Source organism: Pseudomonas sp. X4, from assembly GCF_040784925.1.
Lineage (GTDB): Bacteria > Pseudomonadota > Gammaproteobacteria > Pseudomonadales > Pseudomonadaceae > Aquipseudomonas > Aquipseudomonas putida_Z.
Window position 1 is genome coordinate 3788713 of the sequence record NZ_CP160798.1, and the last position, 26818, is coordinate 3815530.

At 64.0% G+C, this 26818-nt stretch carries 17 protein-coding genes and 4 tRNA genes; 12 read left to right on the forward strand and 9 right to left on the reverse strand.

The window, feature by feature from the left end:
• Positions 1–103: 103 nt before the first annotated feature.
• From ABX298_RS16930 to ABX298_RS16940, 3 genes are all read right to left on the reverse strand, one after another.
• Entirely contained in the window at positions 104–1390 is a 1287-nt protein-coding gene (locus ABX298_RS16930; protein ID WP_137163195.1) for an OmpP1/FadL family transporter, read from the reverse strand.
• A 147-nt stretch (positions 1391–1537) separates the two neighbouring features.
• Entirely contained in the window at positions 1538–2020 is a 483-nt protein-coding gene (locus ABX298_RS16935; protein ID WP_025338041.1) for a hypothetical protein, read from the reverse strand.
• 249 nt (positions 2021–2269) lie between these two features.
• Complete coding sequence (locus tag ABX298_RS16940; RefSeq protein ID WP_003257337.1) at positions 2270–2494, reverse strand: hypothetical protein; 225 nt, start codon at positions 2492–2494, stop codon at positions 2270–2272.
• 952 nt (positions 2495–3446) lie between these two features.
• Between ABX298_RS16940 and ABX298_RS16945 the strand changes: the two genes are divergently transcribed.
• On the forward strand, positions 3447–3866 hold the full coding sequence (locus ABX298_RS16945) for a tetratricopeptide repeat protein (protein WP_025338042.1): 420 nt from the start codon (positions 3447–3449) through the stop codon (positions 3864–3866).
• Between the two features lie 293 nt (positions 3867–4159).
• On the forward strand, positions 4160–5533 hold the full coding sequence (rmuC, locus tag ABX298_RS16950; RefSeq protein ID WP_162276782.1) for a DNA recombination protein RmuC: 1374 nt from the start codon (positions 4160–4162) through the stop codon (positions 5531–5533).
• Here the strand turns inward: rmuC and ABX298_RS16955 are convergent.
• Together ABX298_RS16955 and ABX298_RS16960 are read right to left on the reverse strand one after the other, a co-directional pair.
• Complete coding sequence (locus ABX298_RS16955) at positions 5505–8981, reverse strand: hybrid sensor histidine kinase/response regulator (RefSeq protein ID WP_025338044.1); 3477 nt, start codon at positions 8979–8981, stop codon at positions 5505–5507. The genes rmuC and ABX298_RS16955 overlap by 29 nt on opposite strands.
• 231 nt (positions 8982–9212) lie before the next feature.
• Entirely contained in the window at positions 9213–10391 is a 1179-nt protein-coding gene (locus tag ABX298_RS16960) for an MFS transporter (RefSeq protein WP_367393359.1), read from the reverse strand.
• A 211-nt stretch (positions 10392–10602) separates the two neighbouring features.
• Between ABX298_RS16960 and ABX298_RS16965 the strand changes: the two genes are divergently transcribed.
• Entirely contained in the window at positions 10603–12480 is a 1878-nt protein-coding gene (locus tag ABX298_RS16965) for an MFS transporter (RefSeq protein ID WP_015269262.1), read from the forward strand.
• Positions 12481–12489: 9 nt separating this feature from the next.
• On the opposite strand, the gene sugE is transcribed toward ABX298_RS16965, so the two are convergent.
• The 3 genes from sugE to rdgC all read right to left on the reverse strand — a co-directional run bounded on the left by sugE (position 12490) and on the right by rdgC (position 15139).
• Complete coding sequence (gene sugE, locus ABX298_RS16970) at positions 12490–12807, reverse strand: quaternary ammonium compound efflux SMR transporter SugE (protein ID WP_009686221.1); 318 nt, start codon at positions 12805–12807, stop codon at positions 12490–12492.
• A 230-nt stretch (positions 12808–13037) separates the two neighbouring features.
• Complete coding sequence (locus ABX298_RS16975) at positions 13038–14003, reverse strand: bile acid:sodium symporter family protein (RefSeq protein WP_025338048.1); 966 nt, start codon at positions 14001–14003, stop codon at positions 13038–13040.
• Between the two features lie 215 nt (positions 14004–14218).
• Positions 14219–15139 (reverse strand): recombination-associated protein RdgC, encoded by a 921-nt coding sequence (gene rdgC / locus ABX298_RS16980; protein WP_013971401.1) that lies wholly within the window; start codon positions 15137–15139, stop codon positions 14219–14221.
• A gap of 217 nt (positions 15140–15356) precedes the next feature.
• Here rdgC and ABX298_RS16985 point away from each other — a divergent pair.
• The 4 genes from ABX298_RS16985 (at position 15357) to ABX298_RS17000 (ending at position 15858) form a co-directional block, all read left to right on the forward strand.
• A tRNA-Val gene (locus ABX298_RS16985) sits at positions 15357–15432 on the forward strand.
• Between the two features lie 13 nt (positions 15433–15445).
• Positions 15446–15522, forward strand: a tRNA-Asp gene (locus ABX298_RS16990).
• 170 nt (positions 15523–15692) lie between these two features.
• Positions 15693–15768 (forward strand) — tRNA-Val (locus ABX298_RS16995).
• A gap of 13 nt (positions 15769–15781) precedes the next feature.
• Positions 15782–15858: transfer RNA gene (locus ABX298_RS17000), tRNA-Asp, on the forward strand.
• A 225-nt stretch (positions 15859–16083) separates the two neighbouring features.
• Here ABX298_RS17000 and map read toward each other — a convergent pair.
• On the reverse strand, positions 16084–16932 hold the full coding sequence (gene map / locus ABX298_RS17005) for a type I methionyl aminopeptidase (protein WP_084785070.1): 849 nt from the start codon (positions 16930–16932) through the stop codon (positions 16084–16086).
• A 266-nt stretch (positions 16933–17198) separates the two neighbouring features.
• On the opposite strand from map, the gene ABX298_RS17010 reads away from it, so the two are divergent.
• The 5 genes from ABX298_RS17010 to ABX298_RS17030 all read left to right on the forward strand — a co-directional run bounded on the left by ABX298_RS17010 (position 17199) and on the right by ABX298_RS17030 (position 26625).
• On the forward strand, positions 17199–21224 hold the full coding sequence (locus ABX298_RS17010) for a molybdopterin-dependent oxidoreductase (protein ID WP_367393360.1): 4026 nt from the start codon (positions 17199–17201) through the stop codon (positions 21222–21224).
• A gap of 306 nt (positions 21225–21530) precedes the next feature.
• The gene (gene nirB / locus ABX298_RS17015) at positions 21531–24080 is read left to right on the forward strand and encodes a nitrite reductase large subunit NirB (protein ID WP_367393361.1); all 2550 of its coding nucleotides are present in this window, start codon (positions 21531–21533) and stop codon (positions 24078–24080) included.
• A complete protein-coding gene (nirD, locus tag ABX298_RS17020) occupies positions 24080–24442 on the forward strand; it encodes a nitrite reductase small subunit NirD (RefSeq protein WP_075044032.1) in 363 nt (120 codons plus the stop codon). Before nirB ends, nirD begins: the two co-directional genes overlap by 1 nt.
• 151 nt (positions 24443–24593) lie before the next feature.
• Positions 24594–25526, forward strand: coding sequence for a pca operon transcription factor PcaQ (pcaQ, locus tag ABX298_RS17025; RefSeq protein WP_367393362.1), 933 nt, complete (start codon positions 24594–24596; stop codon positions 25524–25526).
• Between the two features lie 334 nt (positions 25527–25860).
• Positions 25861–26625, forward strand: a complete 765-nt coding sequence (locus ABX298_RS17030; RefSeq protein WP_003257347.1) for an FKBP-type peptidyl-prolyl cis-trans isomerase — start codon at positions 25861–25863, stop codon at positions 26623–26625.
• Positions 26626–26818 lie beyond the last annotated feature (193 nt).

A 26818-nucleotide genomic window follows, 5' to 3' on the forward strand; every position in this document is an offset into this window, starting at 1 on the left:
TACAGCGTCCGCATGATCCCGTAGAATCGGTTTTGTGCGGTCGTTGCAGGAGCGGCCTTGTGTCGCGATGGGCCGCAAAGCGGCCCCGACTTTCTTGAAGCTATCAGAAGCGGTAGGTAAGGGATGCACCGATACCGTGAGCGCTGTTCTCGTACTTGGCCTGGTAGTTGCCTTTCAAGGCACCTTCCGTCGGCGAGTCCGGTTGATTGTTGACCTTGGTGTCCTCTTCCCACAGGTAGGAGTAGGCAACATCGATGGTCATGTCATCGTTCGGGCTCCAGCCGGCACCAAAGCTGACCGCTTTACGGTCGCCGGTAGGAATGCGCGGCGAGCGATCGTGGTTGTTGGTGGGCGACTGGTCGACGGAGAAGCCTGCACGCAGGGTCCACTCCTTGTTCACCTTGTAGGCAGCACCAATGGCGTGTGCCCAGGTGTCATGCCAGTTCTGCTCTTCGGTGATGGTCTGCAGTGGGTAGCCCGCCGGTGCTTCGTTCTTTACAACGATGCTCTCCAGGCGGCTCCAGCGAGTCCAGGTGCTACCCGCATACAGGGTCCAGTGGTCATCCAGTTCATGGGTGACCGAGAAGTCCACGGACTCCGGTGTCTTGATTTTCAGGCTGGCGTCGAATTTGCCGCTGAGACCAGCAAGAGCAACCGGGTAGGAAACACGGGTATCGCCTTCAAGCTTGTAGTCGACCATCGAGTGATAGGTCAGACCCACGCGGGTACGGTCTGTGGCTTGTACGAGGACGCCGATGTTGTAGCCGATAGCGGTGTCGTCGCCCTTGATCTTGACTTCGCCATCAGGGCCACCGCCCAGAAACCCGGGGAAGGCGGCGCTGCTCAGGTTCGAGCCCAGTTCACCCTTGATACGGTTGATGGTCGGACCAAAACCGATCGACACCTTGTCGTTGAAGGCATAGCTGATGGTTGGCTGGAAGGTGACAACCTCGACCTTGCTCTTCTTGCCCCAGTAACGTGCCGCGTCGCCGCTACCGTAGTCGGTGATCAGGCCGTATGGCACGTAAACACCGAAACCGACGCTCCAATGATCATCGATCGGCTTGACGTAGTAACCCATGGGCACGCCCACGACCGGGACCATGTCGCCATCGGTTTCCCCCCCGAAATTGCTACCAGGACCCGAAATATCAGTTTTGGCAATTACGGCCGCACCACCCACGGTGACCTGTTCGCGCTTCAGGCGCGACATGCCTGCAGGGTTGCCATACACAGTGCTGGCATCTTCGGCAGAAGACGAACGTCCCGCAAAACCGGTTCCCATGCCGCTGATGCTTTGCTCGTTCAGCGCGAAACCTGCGGCAAGCAGTTGGCTGGAAGCAAGAGCAACGGCAATGCCGAGGGAGGTTTTGAGCATTACTTTTTTCATTATTAGAAAACTCCTTGGGATCTCCGGGGCGAAAAGCTACCAACAAATCACGCGCCGCGCTATAGCCTCAATCGCAGGAGATAGAGCGGTTTTGTAGGACAATCCGACCAAAATTCCCTTTTTTCCGGGTGCGTTGTAGGACGCGTCTTAAGATGCCTGCGGCAATCTCTGATCTATGCAGGTATGCCAGGCGTGGGTGAAGTCGCGCAGGCGACCTTGTGGGTTGAAAATCTGTCGCCAGATCCGCGCCAGCGCGAGAAGGTCATCGGCGGCAGGCAGTGGCGTGGCCTGCTCTTCGACGAGCATCCAGGCAATGGCGGTGGAATAGCGCAGGTTGACGGTGAGTTCCAGGTGCGGGCCGCCGAGGAAGGCGTGCTGACTGGCCAGGCCGCGGACCAGGCTGGCCAGGTCGGGGTCACGGGCAAGGTAGTCGTCCCAGATCGCCTGGTGACGGTGTTCGCCGATACGGTACAGGCCATGCCCACGACGGTCGTGCAAGGCCGACCCCAGGGCCGACTGGCTGGCGGCGATGCCCAGCAACAAGGCTTCGGCGCTGGCGCAGTGACGGTTCAGGTAGACCAGGGTGGGTCGGATCACATACTGACACAATTCATTCGCCGCGATACCCATGATGCCCTCGAGCAGTTAAGGGCCGGACGGGCACTGGAGCTTGGCAGCTGGTGAGTGATCAGGCCCGCCGGAAGCGGCAAGCACCGCTCGAGTTGAAGTGTAGTGTGATAATCGTGGTGTAAAGGGCTGTTTTTAAATCGATTGCTGCCTGACGTACCGGGCTATATGCCTTAAGGCAATTACGCCACGAACGTTCAGGCAGGCTTGCGATGGGATGATTCAGCGCTTGAATACCGCAGTATTCGCCGCTCACGCGGTGAGCGACTGACGGGTTCGGGCGATGACCGCCTGCAGCGGTTCACTGCGGCTGTACTGTTCGGGGTACAGGCGCTCGGTGTGGCAGGCGACGCCGTGTTCGTCTACCAGGGTAAAGCTGAAGCTGCCCTTGCGAGGGGCAACGATGAGGCACTTCAACGGCGAGAAGGCCTGGGAGAGGGTGCCAATGGCAGCCTGAATCTGATGATGAGTTTGCATATTGTTGGAGGTTCCTGCTTTAAACACGGGGTTATGATCCGTGCATGATAGAAACGTTCCAGTGACGCCTTTATTAAGGGACGAACGAACCTGACTGGAACAGGGCAGCCAGAGGGAGCGCAATCAAAGGTGGGCGCATGGGCTGACTGGTAGGTACTTCAGAAGGCAGGCAGCACGCCGGGGCCAAGGTTCTAGGCCGTCGGTGTGGAATCCTGATCAATCTGTCACGTGATTCGTGCTTGAACAGCGCGTGGCTGGCGAGTGAATCATCGAATGGGCCGGTCTTGGTTTCAGCAGCGCCACCCTTGGGAGGGGCGGGTCTGCAAGGACGCTTGAGGCCAGAATTGACTTTCAGCTTGGTACTAACGAGGCGCACCTTAGCGGAAATACAGGCGCTTGGCAAGCATTTCATGTTTGTTCAGGTGAGCCGAGCAGTATGGCGCGTATTTGCCCTGCTGGGAAGAGGGGGCAAAAGGCCCGCATCCGGCCTGATGTACCGATTTCGTGCACTCAAATGAAGGTTTATGGTGCACTTGTTCACATTCGGAGCAGCGCTTGCAACTGCCTGGCAACACGCCACGACAGCCTCGCCAATGCCTTGACTGGGCGGTTAAGTCAATGAAAAAAAACACTATTTTTAGCTGGTGAAAAAATCGTCAGTTTGAGCGAAAGCCCCAATTCATGGGGGGTTGCGGGGGATAGGAGGGGGTTGTCCACCGAGTTATCCACAGGAACTGTGGATTGTCCCGAGCGCTTGCTCTAGGACGGGCGTGCCAGCAATACATTGAACTGTCCGACAATCGACATGCTCCGGGAGACCTGTTGGTCATCCACTTGAAAACGTCAAGAAAAGATCATTGAAAATTTTTTTCAATCCTCCGGAAATCGAAAGGCCAAGGCGCAAGAAAAAGGGTAGAGTGGCGCGCCTTTCGAGTTGCCAAACCTGTTGCTCATGAAGTTTCGCGGTAAACCCCTCGCCAGCCCCGCTGCATCGACGCCTGCGCCTCCCCCCAAACGTTTCTCTCTCAAAGTGGCCTTGTGGCTGCTCGACAACCCGCGCCTGGGTGACAAGCCGCAGGTCAAGCACCTGGCCGGGCGCCTGTTGAAACAGCCGGCGCGCCAGGGCGTGGTCGTGGCGCAAAGCCGCCTGGGGCAGATGTTGTGCCGCGATTGCGGCAATGCCCGTGACCGTCGTATTGGCCATGAACTGCTGCGCCAGGCCGCCCGCGCTGGTGATCGGCGGGCGCAGCTGGAGTATGCGCGGCTGTGCCAGCACAGCGAGCCGGAGCAGGCGCGGTACTGGCTGGAGCTGGCGGCGGGGCAGGGGTCGCAGGAAGCGCGGCGGCTTTTGAGGCAGTGGTTCCATGCCTGAGGTGTGTTGTCAGCACTGGCCCTATCGCCGGCAAGCCAGCTCCCACAGGTACAGCGTTGCTCTCGAGGTTGTCGCTGTACCTGTGGGAGCTGGCTTGCCGGCGATAGGGCCGGAACAGGCAACACACCTGCCAGGCTGATAAGCTGCACTCAATTTGCAACAGAGCGATCGGGGTAAGCATGACAGTGGATCTGGCCAGCATTCTGCTGGGCTTGGTGGCAGGTGCATTACCTTGCCTGGGTTGGGTCATGCAGGTGCAGCGCCGCCAGGGTGCGCGGCAAGGCGAGCAGGCCTTGCTCGAAGAGCGCCTCAATGCTGCCCAGCTGGCCCTGGCCGGCCTGCAGGCGCAACTGGATGCCAGCCGCGACGAGGTCAGCGACCTCAGCGAAGCCAACACCGTCAAGCAGACCCAGCTGGCCGCCCAGGGGCGTGAGCTGGAACTGCTGCAGATCGACCGCGACAACGCCCGTGACGCCGCCCACGCCTGGAACCTCGAGCGTGCCAACCGCGAAGCCGAACTGCGCCGCCTGGAGGCCCAGACCGCACGCCTGGACGCCGAACTGCGCGAGCAGCAGGAAAGCCACCAGCAGCGCCTGGAAGACCTGCAGGAAGCCCGCGACACCCTGCGCGCCCAGTTCGCCGACATGGCTACCAAGATCTTCGACGAGCGCGAGCAGCGCTTCGCCCAGACCAGCCAGCAGCATCTCGGCCAGTTGCTCGACCCGCTCAAGGAACGCATCCAGGCTTTCGAAAAACGCGTGGAGGAGAGCTACCAGCAGGAAGCCCGCGAGCGCTTCTCGCTGGGCAAGGAGCTGGAGCGCCTGCAGCAACTCAACCTGCGCCTGTCCGACGAAGCCACCAACCTGACCCAGGCGCTGAAGGGCCAGAAAACCCAGGGCAACTGGGGGGAGCTGATCCTCGAACGGGTACTGGAGCATGCCGGCCTGGAAAAGGGCCGCGAATACCAGACCCAGGTCAGCCTCAAGAGCGCCGATGGCGAGCGCTTCCAGCCTGATGTGCTGATCATGCTGCCCGGCGACAAGCAGGTAGTGGTGGATGCCAAGGTCAGCCTCACCGCCTACCAGCAGTTCGTCGCCGGCAACGACGAGGCCGCGCTCAAGCAGCATGTGCAGTCGCTGCGCAGCCACGTCAAAGGCCTGTCGAGCAAGGACTACAACCGCCTCGAAGGCCTGCACAGCCTGGATTTCGTGCTGCTGTTCGTGCCGATCGAGGCCGCCTTCTCGGCAGCCCTGCAGGCGGAGCCGAACCTGTTCCAGGAAGCCTTCGACCGGCAGATCGTGATCGTCAGCCCGACCACCTTGCTGGCCACCTTGCGGGTGATCGACAGCCTGTGGAAGCAGGAACGCCAGGGCCAGAACGCCCGCGAGATCGCCGAGCGCGCCGGCTGGCTGTACGACAAGTTCGTGCTGTTCATCCAGGACCTGGACGAGTTGGGCAGCCGCCTGCAGCAGGTGGACAAGGCCTATGCCGCCGCGCGCAACAAGCTGTGCGAAGGGCGCGGCAACCTGGTCAGCCGCAGCGAACAGCTGAAGCTGCTGGGCGCCCGCGCCAGCAAGAGCTTGCCTGCCGACCTTCTGGAGCGGGCGCTGTCCGACGAGGCGTTGCCGGACGAAGCGCTTACTGAACCAGGCTCAGATGGCGATTGAGCATGGCGCGCAGGGCCGCCGGCTTGACCGGCTTGGCCAGGTAGTCCAGGCCAGAGGCATGCACCATGGCGATGGTTTCCTTGCTGCCGTCGGCGCTGATCACCACGCCCGGCACCGGCTCACCCAGGCGCGCGCGTAGCCAGCCCATCAGCCCGGTACCGGTCTCGCCGTCGTCCAGGTGGTAGTCCACCAGCGCCAGGTGCGGGCGCATGCCCTTGGCCAGCAGGGCTTCGCATTCGGCGCGGTTGCGCGCGGTCCACACCTGGCAACCCCAGCGGCTGAGCAGGCTGTTCATGCCGATCAGGATGCTGTCTTCGTTGTCCACGCACAGTACCTGCAGCCCGGCCAGTGGCTGGCCACCCTGTTCCACCGGGGCGGTGGGCGCCGGGGCGGCTTGGCGGGCAATCGGTACGCTGACGCGGAACACCGTGCCCTTGCCCGGCCATGAGCGCACTTCCAGCTTGTGCCCCAGCACCCGGCACAGGCCGTCGGCGATCGCCAGGCCCAGGCCCAGGCCCTTCTCGGCGCGGGTCTGGTGGCTGTCCAGGCGCTTGAACTCCTGGAAAATCACCTGCAGCTTGTCGTCGGCGATGCCCGGGCCGCGGTCCCACACCTCAAGCCACAACTGTTCACCCTGGCGCCGTGCGCCCAGCAGGATCGGGCTCTTGCCATAGCGCAGGGCGTTGGTCAGGAAGTTCTGCAGCACCCGGCGCAGCAGCTTCATGTCGCTGTCCACCCGCAGGCGGCTGCCGCGCAGGCGGAACTCCAGGCCCTTCTCGGCGGCCAGCACCTTGAATTCGGCGCCCAGGGTGTCGAACAGCTCGTTGAGGGCAAAGGGCTTGGCATCCGGGGTGATCTTGCCGTTTTCCAGGCGCGAGATGTCCAGCAGGTCGCTGATCAGCTCTTCGGCCGAGCGCAGCGAGCTGTCCATGTGCTGCACCAGTTGCCGGGCCTCTTCATTCATGCCCTCGGCCTGCTGCGACAAGGCGGCGGAAAACAGCCGGGCGGCGTTCAGCGGCTGCATCAGGTCATGGCTGACTGCAGCCAGGAAACGGGTCTTGGACTGGCTCACCGCTTCGGCACGGCTCTTGGCTTCGGACAACGCCTGGTTCAGTTGCGACAGCTCTTGGGTGCGTTCCGCCACCCGTTGCTCCAGGCCTTCGTTGGCATCGCGCAGGGCCTGCTCGGCCTCGCGGAACGGGGTGATGTCGGTGAAGCTCATGACGAAACCGCCACCCGGCATCGGGTTGCCGATCAGTTCGATCACCCGGCCATTGGGGAACAAGCGCTCGGAGGAGTGCGCACGGCCCTGGCGCATCCAGTGCAGGCGCCGCGCCACATGCACCTGCGCCTCGCCCGGGCCGCACAGGCCACGCTCGGCGTTGTAGCGGATGATGTCGGCGATCGGCCGGCCCACGCTGATCAGCCCGTCGGGGTAGTTGAACAGTTCCAGGTAACGGCGGTTCCAGGCCACCAGGTGCAGGTTCTGGTCGACCACGCTGATGCCCTGGTTGATGTTCTCGATGGCCCCTTGCAGCAGGGCGCGGTTGAACTGCAGCACCTCGCTGGCTTCGTCGGCGATACGCACCACGTCTTCCAGCTGCATGTCGCGGCCTTCGATGGCGGCCTTGACCACCGCGCGGGTCGACGAGGTGCCGAGCACGCCGGCCAACAGGCGTTCGGTGTGTTCGATCCAGTCGCCGTCGGCGTTCTGGTTGGGGTTGAAGCCCTTGCCCTGGCGGTAGGCGAAGCGGATGAAGCTCTGCCGGGCGCGTTCTTCGCCGACAAAGCGCGAGGCCAGGGTCAGCAGGTCGTCGATCTGCACCGCCAGCAGCGGCTTGCTGCTGGGCCTGGCGCTGGTCTGCTGGCCGATGAAGCGGCCGGCTTGCCAATGCTCGGAAACCCGCGTGCGCGACAGCACCGAGACCCAGGCGAACAGGGTGAAGTTGCCCGCCAGCGACAGCACCACGCCCTGGGTCAGTGGGCTGATCGGCAGGTTCAGCGGGTTGCCGTGCAGCCACGCCAACCCTGGGAACAGCTGCAGCGACCAGCCCACGCTGTGCGCGGCAATCGGCAGCACCAAGGTGTAGAACCACAGGAAAATACCTGCGGCCAGGCCAGCGAACACGCCGCGGCGGTTGGCCTGCTTCCAGTACAGCGCACCGAGCATGGCCGGGGTCAGCTGGGTCACGGCGGCGAAGGCGATCTGGCCGATGGTCGCCAGGCTGGCGGTGGAGCCCAGCAGGCGGTAGCTGACATACGCCAGCAGCAGGATCACCACGATGGTCACCCGGCGTACCGAGAGCATCCAGTGGCGGAACGCCTCGAACGGCCGCTCGGCGTTGGTACGGCGCAGCAGCCAGGGCAGCAGCATGTCGTTGGAGACCATGGTCGACAGCGCCACGGCCTCGACGATGACCATGCCGGTGGCCGCCGAGGCACCACCGATGAATGCCAGCAGGGCCAGGCTCGGGTGTGCCTCGGCCAGCGGCAGGCTGATGACGAACGAATCGGAGATCACCGTGCCCGGCAGCAGCATCTGCCCGGCCAGGGCGATCGGCACCACGAACAGCGCGGCCAGCGCCAGGTACATCGGGAATACCCAGCGCGCCAGGCGCATGTCCTGGGGTTCGATGTTCTCCACCACGGTGACGTGGAACTGCCGTGGCAGGCAGATGATCGCCATCATCGCCACGGCGGTCTGCACCACCATCGACGGCCAGTTGATGGTTTCCTGCCAATAATCCTGCAGGTGGATCGACTGGCGGGCCTGGCTGAACAGGTCGTCGAAGCCGTCATACAGGTTGAAGACGATGAAGATGCCCACGGCGAGGAAGGCCAGCAGCTTGATCAGCGATTCGAAGGCAATCGCCAGGACCATGCCACGGTGGTGTTCGGTCACGTCCAGGCTGCGGGTACCGAAGACGATGGCGAACAGTGCCAGTACCAGCGACACCACCAGCGCGGTGTCCTGCACGCGGGTGCCGGTGGCGTCGGCATTGGCGCCGATCAGCAGGTTCACGCCCAGCACGATGCCCTTGAGCTGCAAGGCGATGTACGGCAGCACGCCGACCAGGCAGATCAGCGCCACGACCACCGCCAGGGACTGCGACTTGCCGTAGCGCGCGGCGATGAAGTCGGCGATCGAGGTGATGTTCTGTTGCTTGCTGATCAGCACCATCTTCTGCAGCACCCAGGGCGCGAAGATCAGCAGCAGCACCGGGCCCAGGTAGATCGGCAGGAATGCCCAGAGCTGTTCGGCGGCCTGGCCGACCGCGCCGAAAAAGGTCCAGCTGGTGCAGTACACGGCCAGCGACAGGCTGTACACCCAGGCACGCAGCTTCGGCGGCAACGGCGTGCTGCGGCGGTCGCCGTAGAAGGCGATGGCGAACATGATGGCCATATAGGCCAGGGCGACCACGGCGATCAGCCCGCTGGACAACGACATGAAGACTCCGAAGCAAAAAGATAACGCGGTCCCGATCAATCAGTCTGGCACGCAGGTGCCGCTTCGTCAGCGCAGACGATGGTCGCAGTGGCAGTTGGTCGCAGGTTTCTCTTTAACCTGTGCCGGCCCTATCGCGGGTGAACCCGCTCCCACAGGTACTGCACAGGCTTCGAAAGCGGCGCTGTCCCTGTGGGAGCGGGTTCACCCGCGAAGAGGCCAGCAGAGCAGACATCATCCTTTGCGGGTACCCAGCCAATAAAACACCCCCGCCAGTATCACCGACAACACCAGCAGGTAGAAGATCGCCCCCGGCCACAGATGTACCAGGGCAAACCCCACCATCACCGGCCCCAGCGCCGCACCGAGGTTGGACAGGTTCTGCGCACCGTAATACACCCCACGCAAGTGCTCCGGCGCGATCAGGTCGATGAACATGTACTCGGCCGGGATCACGATGATCTCGCCCAGGGTGAACACCAGCATCGCCAGGCACCACGCCAGCGCCGAACCGGCCAGGGCAAAGCCCAGTAGCCCTGCGATGAACAGGCCCATGCCGGCCAGCAGCCAGGGCATCAGGCGCTGGCGGCTGATGCGGCGGCCGATCAGGTACTGCAGGGCAATCACCGTCACCGCGTTGGTGGTCACCAGGTAACCGATCAGGCGCGCCGCCTCGGCCGGGCTGCTGGTCACCACCAGGTACTGTGACAGGTAGGCGGTGAACTGGCCGAACACCACCGCGCTCAGCACCCCGCCCAAGGTGAAGCATACCAGCCGCCGGTCACGGGCCAGCCCCAGCGCCACCTGGCCAAAGCCGGCCCCGGGCTTGTCCGGTGCACTGGCCTGCAGGCTGCGGTCACCCAGGCGCCAGTAGGCCAGGCACATGGCCAGGCCGAGCAGGGCAGAGGCGATGAACGGCATATGGTCGTTCAGCTCCAGCATGGCCACGCCCAGCAGCGGGCCGGCGGCGTAGCCGACGTTGCTGAGGGTGTACTTGATGGCGAACACTTCGGCCCGTTCCTCCACCGGCAGCAAGGCGCAGAAGCCCGCCTTGGCGGCGATGTCGACCACTGCCAGTGCCAGATTGATCAGTACCAGGCAGAGAAAGAACAGCAGCGCCGAATTGCTGACGACCGCGCCGACGAAGGCCAGGGCAAACAGCAGGGTGCTGGCGCTGACCAGTGTGTGGTTGCGCAAGGTATCCACCAGGTGGCCGCCATACAGGCTCAGCAGCGAGGCGATGATCAGCGCGCCACCGATCAGCAGGCCGATCTGGCTGATCGGCAGCTGGAAGTTGTCGGCCAGGTACACCACCAGGTAGGGCAGGGTAAGGGCACGGGCGACGGTGAGGGTGAAGGTGGTGGTGAGCAGCAGGCGCACAGTGTGCGGGTAGCATTTGATGGCGGCGAGCATTACACATCCTTGTTGTTCTGTTTTGCCGGGGGCCAGAATATGCCAACAGAGGCCTGCTGCGCAGGCCTTTCGCGGGCACGCCCGCTCCCACAGGGGCGGTACAGCCCTGCGAAATCTACGAGCGCTTGCCAGTCAGTGCATTTCCCATGCAGATTTGTGGCTTGTCGCGCCCGGCGCGCCTCCAATTGAAAAGCCCTCAGGACCAAGGACGATGAGTCACTCCTCGCAATTCACCTTGCTCGGCAAGCGGCGTTTCCTGCCGTTTTTCATCACCCAGTCGCTGGGTGCCTTCAACGACAACCTGTTCAAGCAGTCGCTGATCCTGGCGATCCTGTTCAAGCTCAGCCTGGGCGACGGTGACCGTTCGATCTGGGTCAACCTGTGCGCCCTGCTGTTCATCCTGCCGTTCTTCCTGTTTTCGGCGCTGGGTGGGCAGTTTGGCGAGAAGTTCGCCAAGGATGCGCTGATCCGGGCCATCAAGCTGGCCGAGATCGCGATCATGGCGGTAGGCGCGCTCGGCTTCATCACCAACCACCTGGCGCTGATGCTGGTGGCGCTGTTCGGCATGGGGACCCACTCGGCGCTGTTCGGCCCGGTGAAGTACTCGATCCTGCCGCAGGCCCTGCGCGAAGAAGAACTGGTCGGCGGCAACGGGCTGGTGGAAACCGGTACCTTCCTGGCCATCCTCGCCGGCACCATCGGCGCCGGGGTGATGATGTCGGCCGACAGCTATGCCACCGTGGTGGCTGGTGGCGTGGTCGGCACCGCCGTGCTTGGTTACCTGGCCAGCCGCTGGATCCCGCGGGCCGCTGCCGCTTCACCGCAAATGCCGCTGGACTGGAACATCTTCAGGCAGTCGTGGGCGATCCTGCGCATGGGCCTGGGGCAGCCGCCGGCGGTGTCGCGCTCGATCGTCGGCAACTCGTGGTTCTGGTTCGTCGGTGCCATCTACCTCACGCAGATCCCGGCCTACGCCAAGGACTGGCTGCACGGTGATGGCACGGTGGTGACACTGGTGCTGACGCTGTTCTCGGTGGGGATTGCCTTGGGTTCGCTGCTGTGCGAGCGGCTGAGCGGGCGCAAGGTGGAAATCGGCCTGGTGCCGTTCGGCTCGTTCGGCCTGAGCCTGTTCGGCCTGCTTTGGTGGTGGCACTCCGGCGATGTACCGGCTGCGGCGGCACCGCACGACTGGCTGGCGCTGTTGGGCATGGGCCAGGCCTGGTGGATCCTGCTGTCGATCGTCGGCCTTGGGGTGTTCGGCGGCTTCTACATCGTACCGCTGTATGCACTGATCCAGGCCCGCACCGCCGAAGACCAGCGCGCCCGGGTGATCGCTGCCAACAACATCCTCAATGCCCTGTTCATGGTGGTGTCGGCAGTGCTCACCATCATCCTGCTGGGCCTGGCCGAGCTGACCATCCCGCAGCTGTTCCTGGTGGTGTCGCTGCTCAACATCGCGGTCAACGCCTATATCTTCAGGATCGTGCCCGAGTTCACCATGCGCTTCCTGATCTGGCTGCTCAGCCATTCGATGTACCGCGTGCAGCACCGCGACCTCGAACGCATCCCCGACGAAGGCGCGGCGCTGCTGGTGTGCAACCACGTGTCGTTCGTCGATGCGCTGCTGCTGGGTGGGGCGATCCGCCGGCCGATCCGCTTCGTCATGTACTACAAGATCTACAACCTGCCGGTACTCAACTTCGTGTTCCGCACCGCAGGCGCCATCCCGATTGCCGGGCGCAACGAAGACCTGGCCATCTACGAACGTGCTTTCGCGCGCATTGCCGAGTACCTGGCCGATGGCGAGCTGGTATGCATCTTCCCTGAAGGCAAGCTGACCGGGGATGGCGAAATCGATGTGTTCAAGGGTGGCGTCAACCGCATCCTCGAAGAAACCCCGGTTCCGGTCATTCCGTTGGCCTTGCAGGGGCTGTGGGGCAGCTTCTTCAGCCGTGACCCGGCCAAGGGCTTTTTCAAGCGCCTGTGGTCGCGGGTGACCATCGTGGCAGGCGCCGCCATCCCGGTGGAGGCGGCGCAGCCAGAAGCCTTGCGTGAGCAGGTCAGCCGCCTGCGCGGCAACCTGCGCTAGGGGAGGGCGTCAGCTGGCGCTGACTTTCAGGCCGACCAGGCCGGTAATGATCAGCGCCACGCTGACCAGGCGTACCAGGGCCATGGACTCGCCGAACAGGATGATGCCGGCGATCACCGTGCCGACGGCGCCGACGCCGGTCCAGATGGCATAGGCGGTACCCAACGGCAGCTCTTTCATGGCCAGGCCCAGCAGGCCCAGGCTGATGGCCATGGCGGCGACGGTGAGGACGGTGGGCAGAGGCTTGCTGAAGCCGTCGGTGTATTTCAGGCCTACGGCCCAGCCGACCTCGAACAGGCCGGCGAAGAACAGGATGATCCAGGACATGGTGCGTCTCCATCGTTGTGAATGATGGGGCCGTCCCCGGAATGGTCACGCGGTGCGTCGTGAGGTCGTCCTCACAGTGGGTGCCATGGTGCACATATGCAGCCCTCTGGGCAAGCCTGTGCGGGCCTCTTCGCGGGTAAACCCGCTCCCACAGGGATATCCACAACTTTCAGACTTGTGCAGTACCTGTGGGAGCGGGTTTACCCGCGAAAGGGCCAGTGCAGGCAACATCAATGCCTGGCCGGCTCCCCACCTTCAGCTTCTGCCACAGGTTCCCCCATGCGCCGGAACCAGGTCGACAGCAGCGCCCCGGAAATATTGTGCCAAACGCTGAACAACGCACTCGGCACCGCAGCCAGCGGCGAAAAATGCGCCGCCGCCAGTGCCGCGCCCAGCCCGGAGTTCTGCATGCCCACCTCCAGCGCCAGCGACTTGCGCTGTGCCAGTGGCAGCTTGCACAGCCTGCCGGTCAGGTACCCCAGCAAGTAGCCGAAGCTGTTGTGCAATATCACCACCGCCATGATCAGCAGCCCCGACTCGGCGATCTTCGCCTGGCTGGCCGCCACCACCGCGCACACGATCATCACGATACTCACCACCGATACCAGCGGCAGCACCTGCACCGCCGCCTGCACCCGCGCGCCAAGCAGCCGCTGGGCCAGTACGCCGAGCACGATCGGCAGCATCACCAACTGCAGGATCGACCAGAACATGTCCATGAAGGACACCGGCAGCCAGGCCGAGGCCAGGAACCAGATCAGCGCCGGAGTCAGCAGCGGGGCGAGCAGGGTGGTCACCGCAGCGATCGCCACCGCCAGCGCCAGGTCGCCGCGGGACAGCCAGACCATCACGTTCGACGCCGTGCCGCTCGGGCAGCAGCCAACCAGGATCACGCCCACGGCGATTTCCGGCGGCAGGTGGAACAGCTGGCACAGCAGCCATGCCATGCCCGGCATGATCACGAAGTGCGCGACCACACCCAGCATCACCCGCCAGGGCTGGCGGGCGAGGGCGGCGAAGTCATCGAGCTTGAGAGTGAGGCCCATGCCGAACATCACCAAGCCCAGCAGCGGCACGATGGCCACCTTCAGGGCGATGAACCATTGCGGTTGCAGGAAGGCCAGTACGGCGAACACCAGCACCCACAGGGCGAAGGTATTGCCGACGAAGCGGCTGAGGGCGGCGAGGGCACGCATGAGGGCAATTCCTTTTCTGTTTATAGCGTTATTGATTTCACTGGCCCTTTCGCGGCGGTTCGACGCCTCGATGAACCCGCTCCCACAGGTACTGCACAAGATTCGAAGCCTGTGCGGTTCCTGTGGGAGCGGGTTCATCGAGGCGTCGAACCGCCGCGAAAGGGCCGGCACTGCCAAAAATCATTCCAAGGCCAGCACCGGCATTTCAAAACCAGTCAGACCCCTTGCGGAATCTCTTCCCCACCCAGCGCTTCGAACAGCACCGGCAGGAATTCGGCAAAGGTCATCATCATCAGCTGGAAGCTGGCATCGAACTGCTGCGCAGCCTCATCGCCACCATCCTGTTCGGCCTGCTCCTGCAGCAGCTCTTCGAACTTCAGGCGCTTGATCACCATCTTGTCATCCAGAATGAACGACAGCTTGTCCTGCCAGGCCAGGGCCAGCTGGGTAACCACCTTGCCAGTGCTCAGGTGCAGCTGGATTTCCTCGCCGGTGAGGTCCTGGCGCTTGCAGCGCACGATACCGCCATCTTCGGCGGTGTCGCGCAGTTCGCACTCGTCCAGCACATAGAAGCCTTCGGCAGCTTCCTGCGACTTGACCCACTCGGTCATGGTGGCAACCGGTGCGATTTTCACGGTGGCCGGGCGCACCGGCAGCGAGCCCATCACTTCACGCAGGGTCGACAGCAGGTCTTCGGCACGCTTGGCGCTGGCCGAGTTGACCAGGATCACGCCCAGGCGCGGGGCAATGGCAGCGAAGATCATCGAGCGGCGGATGAACGCGCGCGGCAGGAAGGCCTGGATGATCTCGTCCTTGATCTGGTCGCGTTCCTTTTTATAGACCTTGCGCATCTGCTCGGTCTCGATCTCTTCGACCTTTTCCTTCACCGCGTCGTTGACCACGCTGCTGGGCAGGATGCGTTCTTCCTTGCGCGCGGCAATCAGCAGGTACTCGCCGCTGACATGCACCAGGGGAGCGTCTTCGCCCTTGCCGAATGGCGCGACGAAACCATAGGTGGTCAGCTCCTGGCTGGCGCAGGGGCGGGCCGGCTTGCTGGCCAGGGCCGCTTCCAGCGCTTCAGGCTCGAACGGGACTTCCTGGGTCAGGCGGTAGGTCAGCAGGTTCTTGAACCACATGAGGGGCAATCTCTCCTTAATGCATAAGGCGGGCATTATTCTCCGAGCGGTGCTCTCAGGCCAACCCTGTCGGAGTGCCAGTAGCTGTAGCTGAATGTAAAGATGCACGTGGCAACGCTAGGTCTTTGAAAGGCCTGAGGTTTTTTTTGAAAAAAGTTAAAAAAGTGCTTGCCAGGGTACGGGGCCGTCCGTAGAATGCGCGCCACACCGAGACGAAGGGTGATTAGCTCAGCCGGGAGAGCATCTGCCTTACAAGCAGAGGGTCGGCGGTTCGATCCCGTCATCACCCACCACTCGATGTTTAGCGCAGCGGTAGTTCAGTCGGTTAGAATACCGGCCTGTCACGCCGGGGGTCGCGGGTTCGAGTCCCGTCCGCTGCGCCATATTTCACTTCCAGGGCCTACTGAACACCCGGAAGTAACAGAGAAAGCGACCTCAGGGTCGCTTTTTTTGTGCCTGCGATTTGGTGTTTTCGCGAATTTTGCAAAAAGTTCGATAAGTGCTTGCCAGAGCGCCAAGTCGCCCGTAGAATGCGCGCCACACCGAGAGACATGGGTGATTAGCTCAGCCGGGAGAGCATCTGCCTTACAAGCAGAGGGTCGGCGGTTCGATCCCGTCATCACCCACCACTCGATGTTTAGCGCAGCGGTAGTTCAGTCGGTTAGAATACCGGCCTGTCACGCCGGGGGTCGCGGGTTCGAGTCCCGTCCGCTGCGCCATATTCCACTTCCAGGGCCTACTGAACACCCGGAAGTAACAAAAAAAGCGACCTTAGGGTCGCTTTTTTTGTTTCTGCCTTTGGCAAAAAACTATCTTGTATTGCCTGTCAGGGCCTCATCGCCGGCAAGCCAGCTCCCACCTCGACCGCATTGATCTCAAGCCTTACGCTATACCTGTGGGAGCTGGCTTGCCGGCGAATGGGCTGCGACGCAGCCCCGGCAATCTCAGCGGCGACGCTCTTCTTCCCGTAAGGTGAGCACCTCAACCCCATCCTCGGTCACCGCCACCGTATGCTCCCACTGCGCCGACAAGCTGTGGTCGCGGGTAATCACCGTCCAGCCATCCTTCAGCGTGCGCGTCCCGCGTCCGCCCTGGTTGATCATCGGTTCGATGGTAAACACCATCCCCGGCTTCAACTTCAGGCCCATCCCGCGCTGGCCAATGTGCAGCACCTCCGGCCCTTCATGCATCTGTTGGCCGATGCCATGCCCGCAATACTCACGTACGACGCTGTAGCCCGCCGCTTCGGCATGGGTCTGGATGGCATGGCCGATATCACCCAGCGTAGCCCCGGGGCGTACCTGTTCGATGCCTTTCCATAGCGCGTCATAGGTGGTGTCGACCAGGCGCTGCGCCTCATCGCTGATCGGCCCGATGCTGTACATCTTTGACGAGTCGGCGATATAGCCGCCTTGTTCCAGGGTGATGTCGACGTTGATGATCGAGCCTTCCTTCAGCACTTCATCGACCTTGGGCATGCCATGGCACACCACATGGTCCACCGAGGTGTTGAGCGAATAGGGGAAACCATACTGGCCCTTGCTCGCCGGGCGGGCCTTGAGCGTGCCGACGATGAACGCCTCGGCGCGGTCATTGATCTGCATGGTGGTCACGCCGGGGCGGATGAAGCTGTCGAGGTCGGCGAACACCTGGGCAAGCAGCTGGCCGGCGCGGCGCATCAGGTCGAGTTGGGCGGGGGTCTTGATAATCACCTGGGACATGGGGGGAGGGCAGTGGCTCGTGCTGGAATGTGCCCCAGCATAGCGCCATGGGGTGTGGGGTTGCCATCGCATGGTGCACAGCCTGTACCGGCCCCTTCGCGGGTGAACCCGCTCCCACAGGGATATCGCAAGGCCTGAGGGCAGTGATGTACCTGTGGGAGCGGGTTCACCCGCGAAGAGGCCGGCACAGCTGGCCCATTAATTGCTGATCTACCGCTACCCAGGGCTATCAACGTCGACAGCCCACAAAACTTCACGACAAAGGCGCCGTGTTGCCCCGCTTGCCCAGCAAGCAGGGGCAGCCGGCGCCTTTTTGCGTTCCCTACAGGAGCCCGCCCATGGCCAACAGCGAAGTGCGCAGCGTCTGCCCCTACTGCGGCGTTGGTTGCGGCATCGTCATGAGCGTTGCCGATGGCAAGGTCGGCAAGATCAGCGGCGACAAGCAGCACCCCAGCAACTTCGGCCGCCTGTGCACCAAAGGCCTCACCGCACACCTGCCGCTGACCGCCGCCGGGCGCATGGAGGATGCCTATGTGCGCCAGCAGCGCAGCCAGCAGCCAGCGCGTACCGGCATCGACCAGGCCATCGCCGCCGCCGCCGGGCGTTTGCGCGGCATCATCGACCAGTACGGCCCCGACGCCCTGGCGCTGTACGTGTCCGGGCAGATGTCGCTGGAGGCCCAGTACCTGGCCAACAAGCTGGCCAAGGGCTTTATCCGCACCCGTCACATCGAGTCCAACTCGCGCCTGTGCATGGCCAGCGCCGGCAGCGGCTACAAGCTGTCGCTCGGTGCCGATGGCCCGCCCGGCAGCTACCAGGACTTCGAGCACGCCGACGTATTCCTGGTGATCGGCGCCAACATGGCCGACTGTCACCCGATCCTGTTCCTGCGCCTGCTCGACCGGGTCAAGGCGGGTGCCAAGCTGATCGTCGTCGACCCGCGGCGTAGCGCCACCGCCGACAAGGCCGACCTGTTCCTGCAGGTGCGCCCCGGCAGCGACATGGCCTTGCTCAACGGCCTGCTGCACCTGCTGCTGCGTAACGGCCACACCGACCCCGACTTCATCGCCCGCCACACCGAAGGCTGGGACGAACTGCCGGCCTTTCTTGATGACTACACCCCTGACCGGGTGGCCGCCATCACCGGGCTGGCCGAGGCCGACATCATCAAGGCCGCCGAATGGATCGGCGGCGCCAGCAACTGGATGAGCTGCTGGACCATGGGCCTGAACCAGAGCATCCACGGCACCTGGCACACCAATGCAATCTGCAACCTGCACCTGGCCACGGGCGCCATCTGCCGCCCCGGCAGCGGGCCGTTCTCGCTGACCGGCCAACCCAATGCCATGGGCGGCCGCGAGATGGGCTACATGGGCCCCGGCCTGCCAGGCCAACGCTCGGCGCTGGTAGCGCAAGACCGCGCCTTCGTCGAGCAGCAGTGGCAACTGGCCCCGGGCAGCCTGCGCAGCGAAGGCGGCGAGGGCACGGTGGCGCTGTTCGAGCAGATGAAAAGCGGCGTGGTAAAGGCCTGCTGGGTCATCTGCAGCAACCCGGTGGCCAGTGTCGCCAACCGCCAGCAAGTGATCGACGGCCTGCGCCAGGCCGAACTGGTGATTACCCAGGATGCCTTCCTCGACACCGAGACCAACCGCTACGCCGACATCCTGCTACCGGCTGCGCTGTGGGCCGAAGGCGAGGGCGTGATGATCAACAGCGAGCGCAACCTCACCCTCATGCCACGTGCCGTCGAACCGCCCGGGCAGAGCCTGCCAGACTGGCAGATCATCGCCCGGGTCGCCTGCGCCATGGGCTATGCCGACGCCTTCGACTACCCCGATGCCGAGGCGGTGTACGAGGAGATCCGCCGCTTTCACAACCCAACCACCGGCTACGACCTGCGGGGCATCGGCTATGCCGAACTGCGCGAGCAGCCGCACCAGTGGCCCTGCGCCCCGGGCCGCGACAACCCGCGCAGCCCGCTGCGCTATCGCAACGACGGCAGCAGCCAGACGCTGTTGCACGATGCCCAGGGCGAGTGCCCGGTGTTGGCCTTCCCGACCGCCAGCGGCAAGGCCCGCTTCTTCGCCCGGCCCTGGTTGCCGGCGGCGGAGCTGCCGGATGCCGATTACCCCATGGTGCTGAATACCGGCCGCGTGCAGCACCAGTGGCACACCCTGACCAAGACCGGCAAGGTACCGGCGCTGAACAAGCTGGAGCCCGGCCCCTTCGTGGAAATCCACCGCGACGATGCTGCCCGGCTGGGCATCGCCGAGAAGGACCAGGTGGCCATTCGCTCGCGCCGCGGGCAGGCCGTGCTACCCGCGCGAATCAGCGACCGGGTCATGCCTGGCAACTGCTTTGCCCCGTTCCACTGGAATGACCTGATCGGCGAGCAACTGGCGATCAACGCCGTGACCTGCGATGCGGTCGACCCGCTGTCGCTGCAGCCGGCGTTCAAGAATTGTGCCGTGACCCTGGAGCGGGTTGCCGGTGAGCGCATCGAAGCCCTTGATCTGAACACTGCCAATCCGGAGCCTGCCCGCATGCCGACCGCCACCCTGTCCCGTCTGCTTGGCCTGGACACCCTGCCAGCTCCGGTGCTGGCCGAGGAAGAGCGCCATTACCTGCAAGGCTTCCTGCTGGGCCTGGACCAGGCCCGCGCCGAGGGCGTGCCCTGCCTGCCGGCCAGTGCGCCGCTGGCCGCCAACCGCCGGCTGTTCGTCGATGGCTTGCTGGCCGGGCTGTTCGCCCAGCCGGCGGTGCTGCCCGATGCGGCGTTGATAGCACCGCGGCACCAGGTGCTGTGGGCTTCGCAAACCGGCAACGGCGAGCTGTTGGCCGAACGCTGTGCCGAGCGCCTGCGCGGTGCCGGCCTCGACGTGCAGCTCAGTTGCATGGAAGCGGTCAGCCCGCGCCAGCTGCAGGGCGCCGCCAGCGTGGTGCTGATCGCCAGCACCTTTGGCGATGGCGACGCGCCCGACAGCGCAGCGGCATTCTGGCACGCCTTGCAAGGCGAGGAGGGCGCCCACTGCGCCGAACTGCCTTTTGCCGTGCTGGCCCTGGGCGACTCCAGTTACGACCAGTTCTGCGGCTTTGGCCGCAAGCTCGACCAACGCCTGGCCGAGCTGGGTGGGCGGCGCCTGCTGCAGCGCGTGGACTGCGAGCCGGACTTCGACGACGCCTTCGCCGCCTGGCTGGATGCGCTGCTGCCTACGCTAGGCAGCGCCGCCGCACCGCAACCGGTCACCGAGCCTGCGCCCGTGGCGGGCTATGGCAAGCAGCAACCCTGGGCTGCCACCTTGCTGGAAAACCGCCTGCTCAACGGCCCGGGTGCCAGCAAGGAAACCCGTCAACTGGTGTTCGACCTGAGTGGCAGCGGCTTCACCTATGCCGCCGGTGATGCCTTGGGCGTGTGGCCGCGCAACTGTCCGGCCCTGGTCGACGAGCTGCTGGTGCTGATGCAGCTCGATGGCCAGACCATGGTTCAGCTGAAAGGCCAGCCCGCCATGCCGCTGACCGAAGCCCTGCAAGCGCACCTGGAGATCGCCAAGGTCACCACGCAGCAGCTGCAGGCCTTCGCCGGCAATGCCCCGGACCTGCAGCGCCTGCTGCAGCCCGAGTGCAAGGCCGAGCTGCAGGACTGGTTGTGGGGGCGGCAACTGGTCGATGTGCTGCGAACCTTCCCCCAGCAGCTGCCGCTGGCCAGCTGGCTGGAGCTGCTCAAGCCGTTGCAGCCGCGCCTGTATTCGATCAGCTCCAGCCCGCTGGCGCACCCGCAGCAGGTGCACCTGACCGTTTCCACGGTGCGCTATGGCGCGCGCAAAGGGGTGTGTTCAAGCTTCCTTGCCGACCGTGCGCAGGCGCTGAAGGTAGCCATCTTCCCGCAAGTGTCGAAGCACTTTCGCCTGCCCGAGGACGACAGCGTGCCGGTGATCATGGTGGGCCCCGGCACCGGCATTGCGCCGTTCAGGGCCTTCCTCGAAGAGCGAGAGGCACGTGGGGCGAAAGGGGCCAACTGGCTGTTCTTCGGCGAGCAGTACGCGGCCACCGATTTCTATTACCAGGAGCAGCTGCAGGCCTGGCAGGCTGCAGGGCACCTGCGTCTGGACACGGCGTTTTCACGCGACCAGGCCGAGAAGGTCTACGTGCAGCAGCGCATGCTCGAACAAGGCGCGCAGTTGTGGCAGTGGCTGGAGGCGGGGGCGTACTTCTATGTGTGTGGCGATGCGCAGCGCATGGCCAAGGATGTGGATGCGGCGTTGCGGGCGATCGTCGCCGAGCATGGCGGCATGGATGCAGCGGCGGCTGCGGCTTATGTCGAAGCGCTGGGCAGGGCCAAGCGGTATCGGCGGGATGTGTATTGATGTGCTCCAAGATGGGGAGTGATGCACTTGGAATGTGCATTTGCTGTACTGGCCTCTTCGCGGGTAAACCCGCTCCCACAGGTACAGTACAGGTCTGAAAAATTGTGGAGATCCCCTGTGGGAGCGGGTTCACCCGCGAAGAGGCCAGCACAGGCAAACCAGTTGGCACACTCCCTGCTTTACCTTGGATACAACAAAGCCCACTGATCAACGGCGATCAACCCGGGCCCCCTACCGTGATGAATACAGGCAAAGGCGCCTGGAGCTTCGGCTCCAGGCGCTTTTTTTTTGATCGAGGATCGGCTTATGAAGGCAACAGCGAGCAGCGGGCAACGAGAGCGACTGGTCATCGTCGGCAACGGCATGGTCGGCCACCATTGCGTCGAACAACTGGTCAGCCGCGGCGCCCTGCAGCGCTTCGAAGTGCATGTGTTCGGCGAAGAGCGCCAACGCGCCTACGACCGCGTGCACCTGTCCGAGTACTTCGGCGGCAGCTGTGCCGAAACCCTGGCCCTGTGCGAGCAGGACTTCTACGGTACCAACGGTGTGCACCTGCACCTCGGCGAAGCGGTGTTGGAAATCGACCGTGAGCGCGGTGAAGTGGTCACCGCCGAGGGCCGCTATGGCTACGACCAGCTGGTGCTGGCCACAGGTTCCTACCCCTTCGTACCGCCGATCGAAGGTTCCAGCGGCAATGCCCGCCTGGTCTACCGCACCCTTGACGACCTCGACGGCATCCGCGCTGCCGCAGCCAGTGCCCGCCGTGGCGTGGTAGTGGGTGGTGGCTTGCTTGGCCTGGAAGCAGCCAACGCCCTCAAGTCGCTGGGCCTGGAAGCCCACGTTGTGGAATTCGCCCCACGGCTGATGCCGGTGCAGCTGGACGGCGAGGGCGGTGCCGCGCTCAAGGCACAGATCGAAGCGCTGGGCGTTGGCGTGCATCTGTCGCGCGCCACCCAGTCGATCAGTGCGGGTGAAGACTACCGCTACCGCATGAACTTCGATGGCGGCGAGCATCTGGAAACCGACCTGATCGTGTTCTCCGCGGGTATCCGCCCGCAGGATGCCCTGGGCCGTGCCTGTGGCCTGGACATCGCCGCGCGTGGCGGCGTGGTCATCGACAACCATTGCCGCAGCAGCGACCCACGCATCTTTGCCATCGGCGAGTGCGCCTCGTGGAACGGCAGCGTGTTCGGCCTGGTCGCCCCGGGCTACAGCATGGCACGCAACCTGGCGGCATTGCTGATGGGTGAAGCCGCTGGCGAATTCACCGGTGCCGACATGTCGACCAAGCTCAAGTTGCTGGGCGTGGATGTCGGTTCCATCGGCGATGCCCATGGCGCCACCCCGGGCGCACGCAGCTACCGCTTCATCGACGAAGCCAACAGCGCCTATCGCCGGCTGGTGGTGGATGCCAGCGGCAAGCACGTGCTCGGTGCGGTGCTGGTGGGCGACAACAGCTACTACGACACCCTGCTGCAGTACGCCCAGAACGGCATCGCCCTGCCAGCCGACCCTGCGGCACTGATCCTGCCGCAAGGCGGCGCACCGGCTCTGGGCGCCGATGCACTGCCCGATAGCGCGACCATCTGCTCCTGCCACAACGTCAGCAAGGGCGCGGTCTGCGCCGCCATCGACAGCGGCTGCGGCGACCTTGCCTCAGTCAAGGGCTGCACCAAGGCCGCCACCGGTTGTGGTGGTTGCGCGGCACTGCTCAAGCAGGTGTTCGAGCACGAGCTGACCGCCCGCGGCGTGGCGGTGGACAAGAGCCTGTGCGAGCACTTCGCCTACACCCGTCAGGAGCTGTACGGGCTGGTGCGGGTAGAGGGTATCCGCACCTTCAACGAACTGCTCGAACGCCACGGCAAGGGCCATGTTGGTTGCGACATCTGCAAGCCGGCGGTGGGCAGTATCCTCGCCTCGTGCTGGAACCAGCCGATCATGGACCCGGCGCTGGTGCCGCTGCAGGACACCAACGACACCTTCATGGCCAACATGCAGAAGAACGGCACCTACTCGGTGGTGCCGCGCATCCCCGGTGGTGAAATTACCCCCGACAAGCTCATCGTGATCGGCCAGGTGGCGAAAAAGTACGACCTGTACACCAAGATCACCGGCGGCCAGCGCATCGACCTGTTCGGCGCCCAGTTGCACGAGCTGCCGCTGATCTGGGGCGAGCTGATCGAGGCCGGCTTCGAAACCGGCCATGCCTACGGCAAGTCGACCCGCACGGTGAAATCGTGCGTCGGCAGCACCTGGTGCCGTTACGGCGTGCAGGACAGCGTCGGCATGGCCCTGCGCCTGGAAGACCGCTACAAAGGCCTGCGCAGCCCGCACAAGCTCAAGTTCGCGGTGTCCGGCTGCACTCGCGAATGCGCCGAGGCACAGAGCAAGGACATCGGCGTGATCGCCACCGACAAGGGCTGGAACCTGTACGTGTGCGGCAATGGCGGCATGCGCCCGCGGCATGCCGAACTGTTTGCCACCGACCTCGACGACGAAACCCTGGTGCGCCTGATCGACCGCGTGCTGATGTTCTACATCCGCACCGCCGACAAACTGCAGCGCACCTCGGTGTGGCGCGAGAACCTAGAAGGTGGGCTGGACTACCTGAAGCAGGTGATCATCGACGACAGCCTGGGCCTGGCCAGCGAGCTGGAGGCGCAGATGCAGCATGTGGTCGACCAGTATGAATGCGAGTGGGCCAACGCCCTCAACGACCCCGAGAAGCTCAAGCGCTTCCGTACTTTCGTCAACGACCGCCGCGCCGACCCGGACGTGCACTTCGTGCGCGAACGCGAACAGCGCCGGCCTGCTGCGCCACTGCACCTGATCCCAACCGTCGAGGAGGCTGTCTGATGAACTTGTCCAATGCTGCTGTGAAAACCCACGAGAACTGGCAGGCGGTGTGCCAGGCGGATGACCTGGTGGCCGACTCCGGGGTGGTGGTCTGGCTCGACGGGGCCCAGGTGGCGCTGTTCTACCTACCGGGGCAGGCGCAGCCGCTGTACGCGGTGGACAACCGTGACCCGCGGTCCGGCGCCAACATCATCGGTCGCGGGCTGGTGGGCAGTGTGCAGGGTGAGCTGGTGGTGGCGGCGCCGTTGTACAAGCAGCACTTCAGCCTGGAGAGCGGGGAGTGCCTGGAAGATGGCGGGCAGCGGCTGCGGGTGTGGCCGGTGCGGTTGAACGGGGAGGCGGTGGAGTTGGCTGTGGCCTGATGCTCATCAGTTGCCTGCACCGGCCCTTTCGCGGGTGAACCCGCTCCCACAGGTACTGCACAGGTCTGGAGAGCTGTGGAGATCCCTGTGGGAGCGGGTTCACCCGCGAAAGGGCCGGTACAGGTTAGTTGCATGCGGTAAGCTTGAGCCCATGAACCTCGACACCCGCATCAAGTACCGCCACCTGCTGTGCTTCCTGGAGATTGCCCGGCAGGGCAGCCTGGCCAGGGCTGCCGACATCCTGGCAATCAGCCAGCCAGCCATCTCCAAGACCCTCAAGGAACTCGAAGACCTGCTGGAAACGCGCCTGTTCGCGCGCAGCCGCCAGGGCGTTGAGCTGACCCCGGCCGGTACGCGTTTCATGCGCTATGCCGGGCCCAGCGTGCAGGCCCTGCGCGATGGCGTCAGCAGCCTGCGTGGCGAGGCGCGGGCGCCGTCGCAGGTGCGCATCGGCGTGTTGTCCACGGTCGAAGGCCTGCTCATGCCCGAAGTGCTGTGCCGCCTGCACCAGCGCCATGAGGCGCTGGTGATCAGTGTGGTCACCGGGGTCAGCGCGCAGCTGCTCGGCCAGTTGCGCCTGGGCGAACTGGAACTGGTGGTCGGGCGCATGACCGACAGCCCGCAGATCCAGGGCCTGTCGTTCGAGCACCTGTACAGCGAGTCGATGAGCCTGGTGGTGCGGCCCGGCCACCCGCTGCTGGCCAGTACCCCGGTAGAGCGCGGCCACGTCGGGCGTTACCCGTTGGTATTGCCGCCCGCAGGCACCACCATCCGCCAGCATGCCGACAGCCTGTTCGTGCAATGTGGCATCCAGATGCCCGCCCAGCGCCTGGAAACCCTGTCGCTGGCGCTGAGCCGGCGCTACCTGCTGGGCAGCGATGCCGTGTGGGTGGCGCCGCGCGACGCGGTGTTGCTCGACCTGCGCCGGGGCGAGCTGGTCGAGCTCGACCTGGGTGTGCGCGAACCTGGCGGCTCGGTCGGCATCTGTCGCAATGCCGCCTTGCCGCAGAGCCTGCCCGGTCAGTGGGTATGCGAGGTGTTGCGCGAGGTAGCGGGGCAGTACCGAGAGGGCAGCTACCCCTGAACGCAGGTTTGGCCCTATCGCCGGCAAGCCAGCTCCCACAGGGATAGCACCTGCTTCGGGGCCTGTGGTCAACCTGTGGGAGCTGGCTTGCCGGCGATAGGGCCAGTGCAGGCTTCTCAGCATTCAGCTAAATAAATCCCCCGCAAAACCGGGCAAAGGCGCCGCAACCGGTCAATACTGGCCAGTGGCTGCACATCCTTTGATGAATAAGCGTTTAACTACTGAACTTCCTTACCAAAACCCGCTCCTATGCCGGTAGCCATTGGTCATGGCCGCCTGCTAAGCTCGCGGCTTTACCCTGATTGCCCTTTTGGCGCATGAACAAGGAAATAGCATGAAACAGCATCGTTTGGCGGCTGCGGTTGCCCTGGTAGGCCTGGTACTGGCTGGCTGTGATCAACAGACCAGCAGCCCCGAGCTGAAGACTCCGGCACAGAAAGCCTCCTACGGTATCGGCCTGAACATGGGCAAGAGCCTGGCTCAGGAAGGCATGGAAGACCTTGATTCGAAAGCAGTCGCCCTCGGCATCGAAGACGCCGTTGGCAAGAAGGAACAGCGCATCAAGGACGAAGAGCTGGTAGAGGCCTTCACCGCGCTGCAGAAGCGTGCCGAAGAGCGCCTGGCCAAGGCCAGCGAAGAAGCCGCCTCCGCCGGCAAGAAGTTCCTCGAGGAAAACGCCAAGAAACCAGGCGTGGTCACCACTGCCTCGGGCCTGCAGTACGAAGTGGTCAAGAAGGCCGACGGCCCGCAGCCCAAGGCGACCGACGTGGTCACCGTCCACTACGAAGGCAAGCTGATCGATGGCAAGGTGTTCGACAGCTCCGTCGAGCGCGGCAGCCCGATCGACCTGCCGGTCAGCGGCGTGATCCCGGGTTGGGTCGAAGGCCTGCAGCTGATGCACGTCGGCGAGAAGTACAAGCTGTTCATCCCGGCTGAACTGGCCTACGGTGCGCAGAGCCCAAGCCCGCTGATCCCGGCCAACTCGGTACTGGTATTCGACCTGGAACTGATCGCCATCAAGGATCCGGCCCAGCTGCAAGGCGCCGAGCCGGAAGCGGAAGCTCCTGCCGAGGCCCCGGCCGAAGCGCCTGCCAAGTAACACTGGCTGGCCTACGCAAAACGCCCCGTCCTGACGGGGCGTTTTCGTTTGTGCCGGGTAGTTGGACGAACCTGCAACTGCTGATACTGTCCGAGGAAATGCAGCGTGAAGAAGCAGAATGCTTCTGACGCAAACCGTTTGCGGCGTACGCACCCAAGGTGTGAAACGACTGTGTAAAAAACGCCCGATCTGA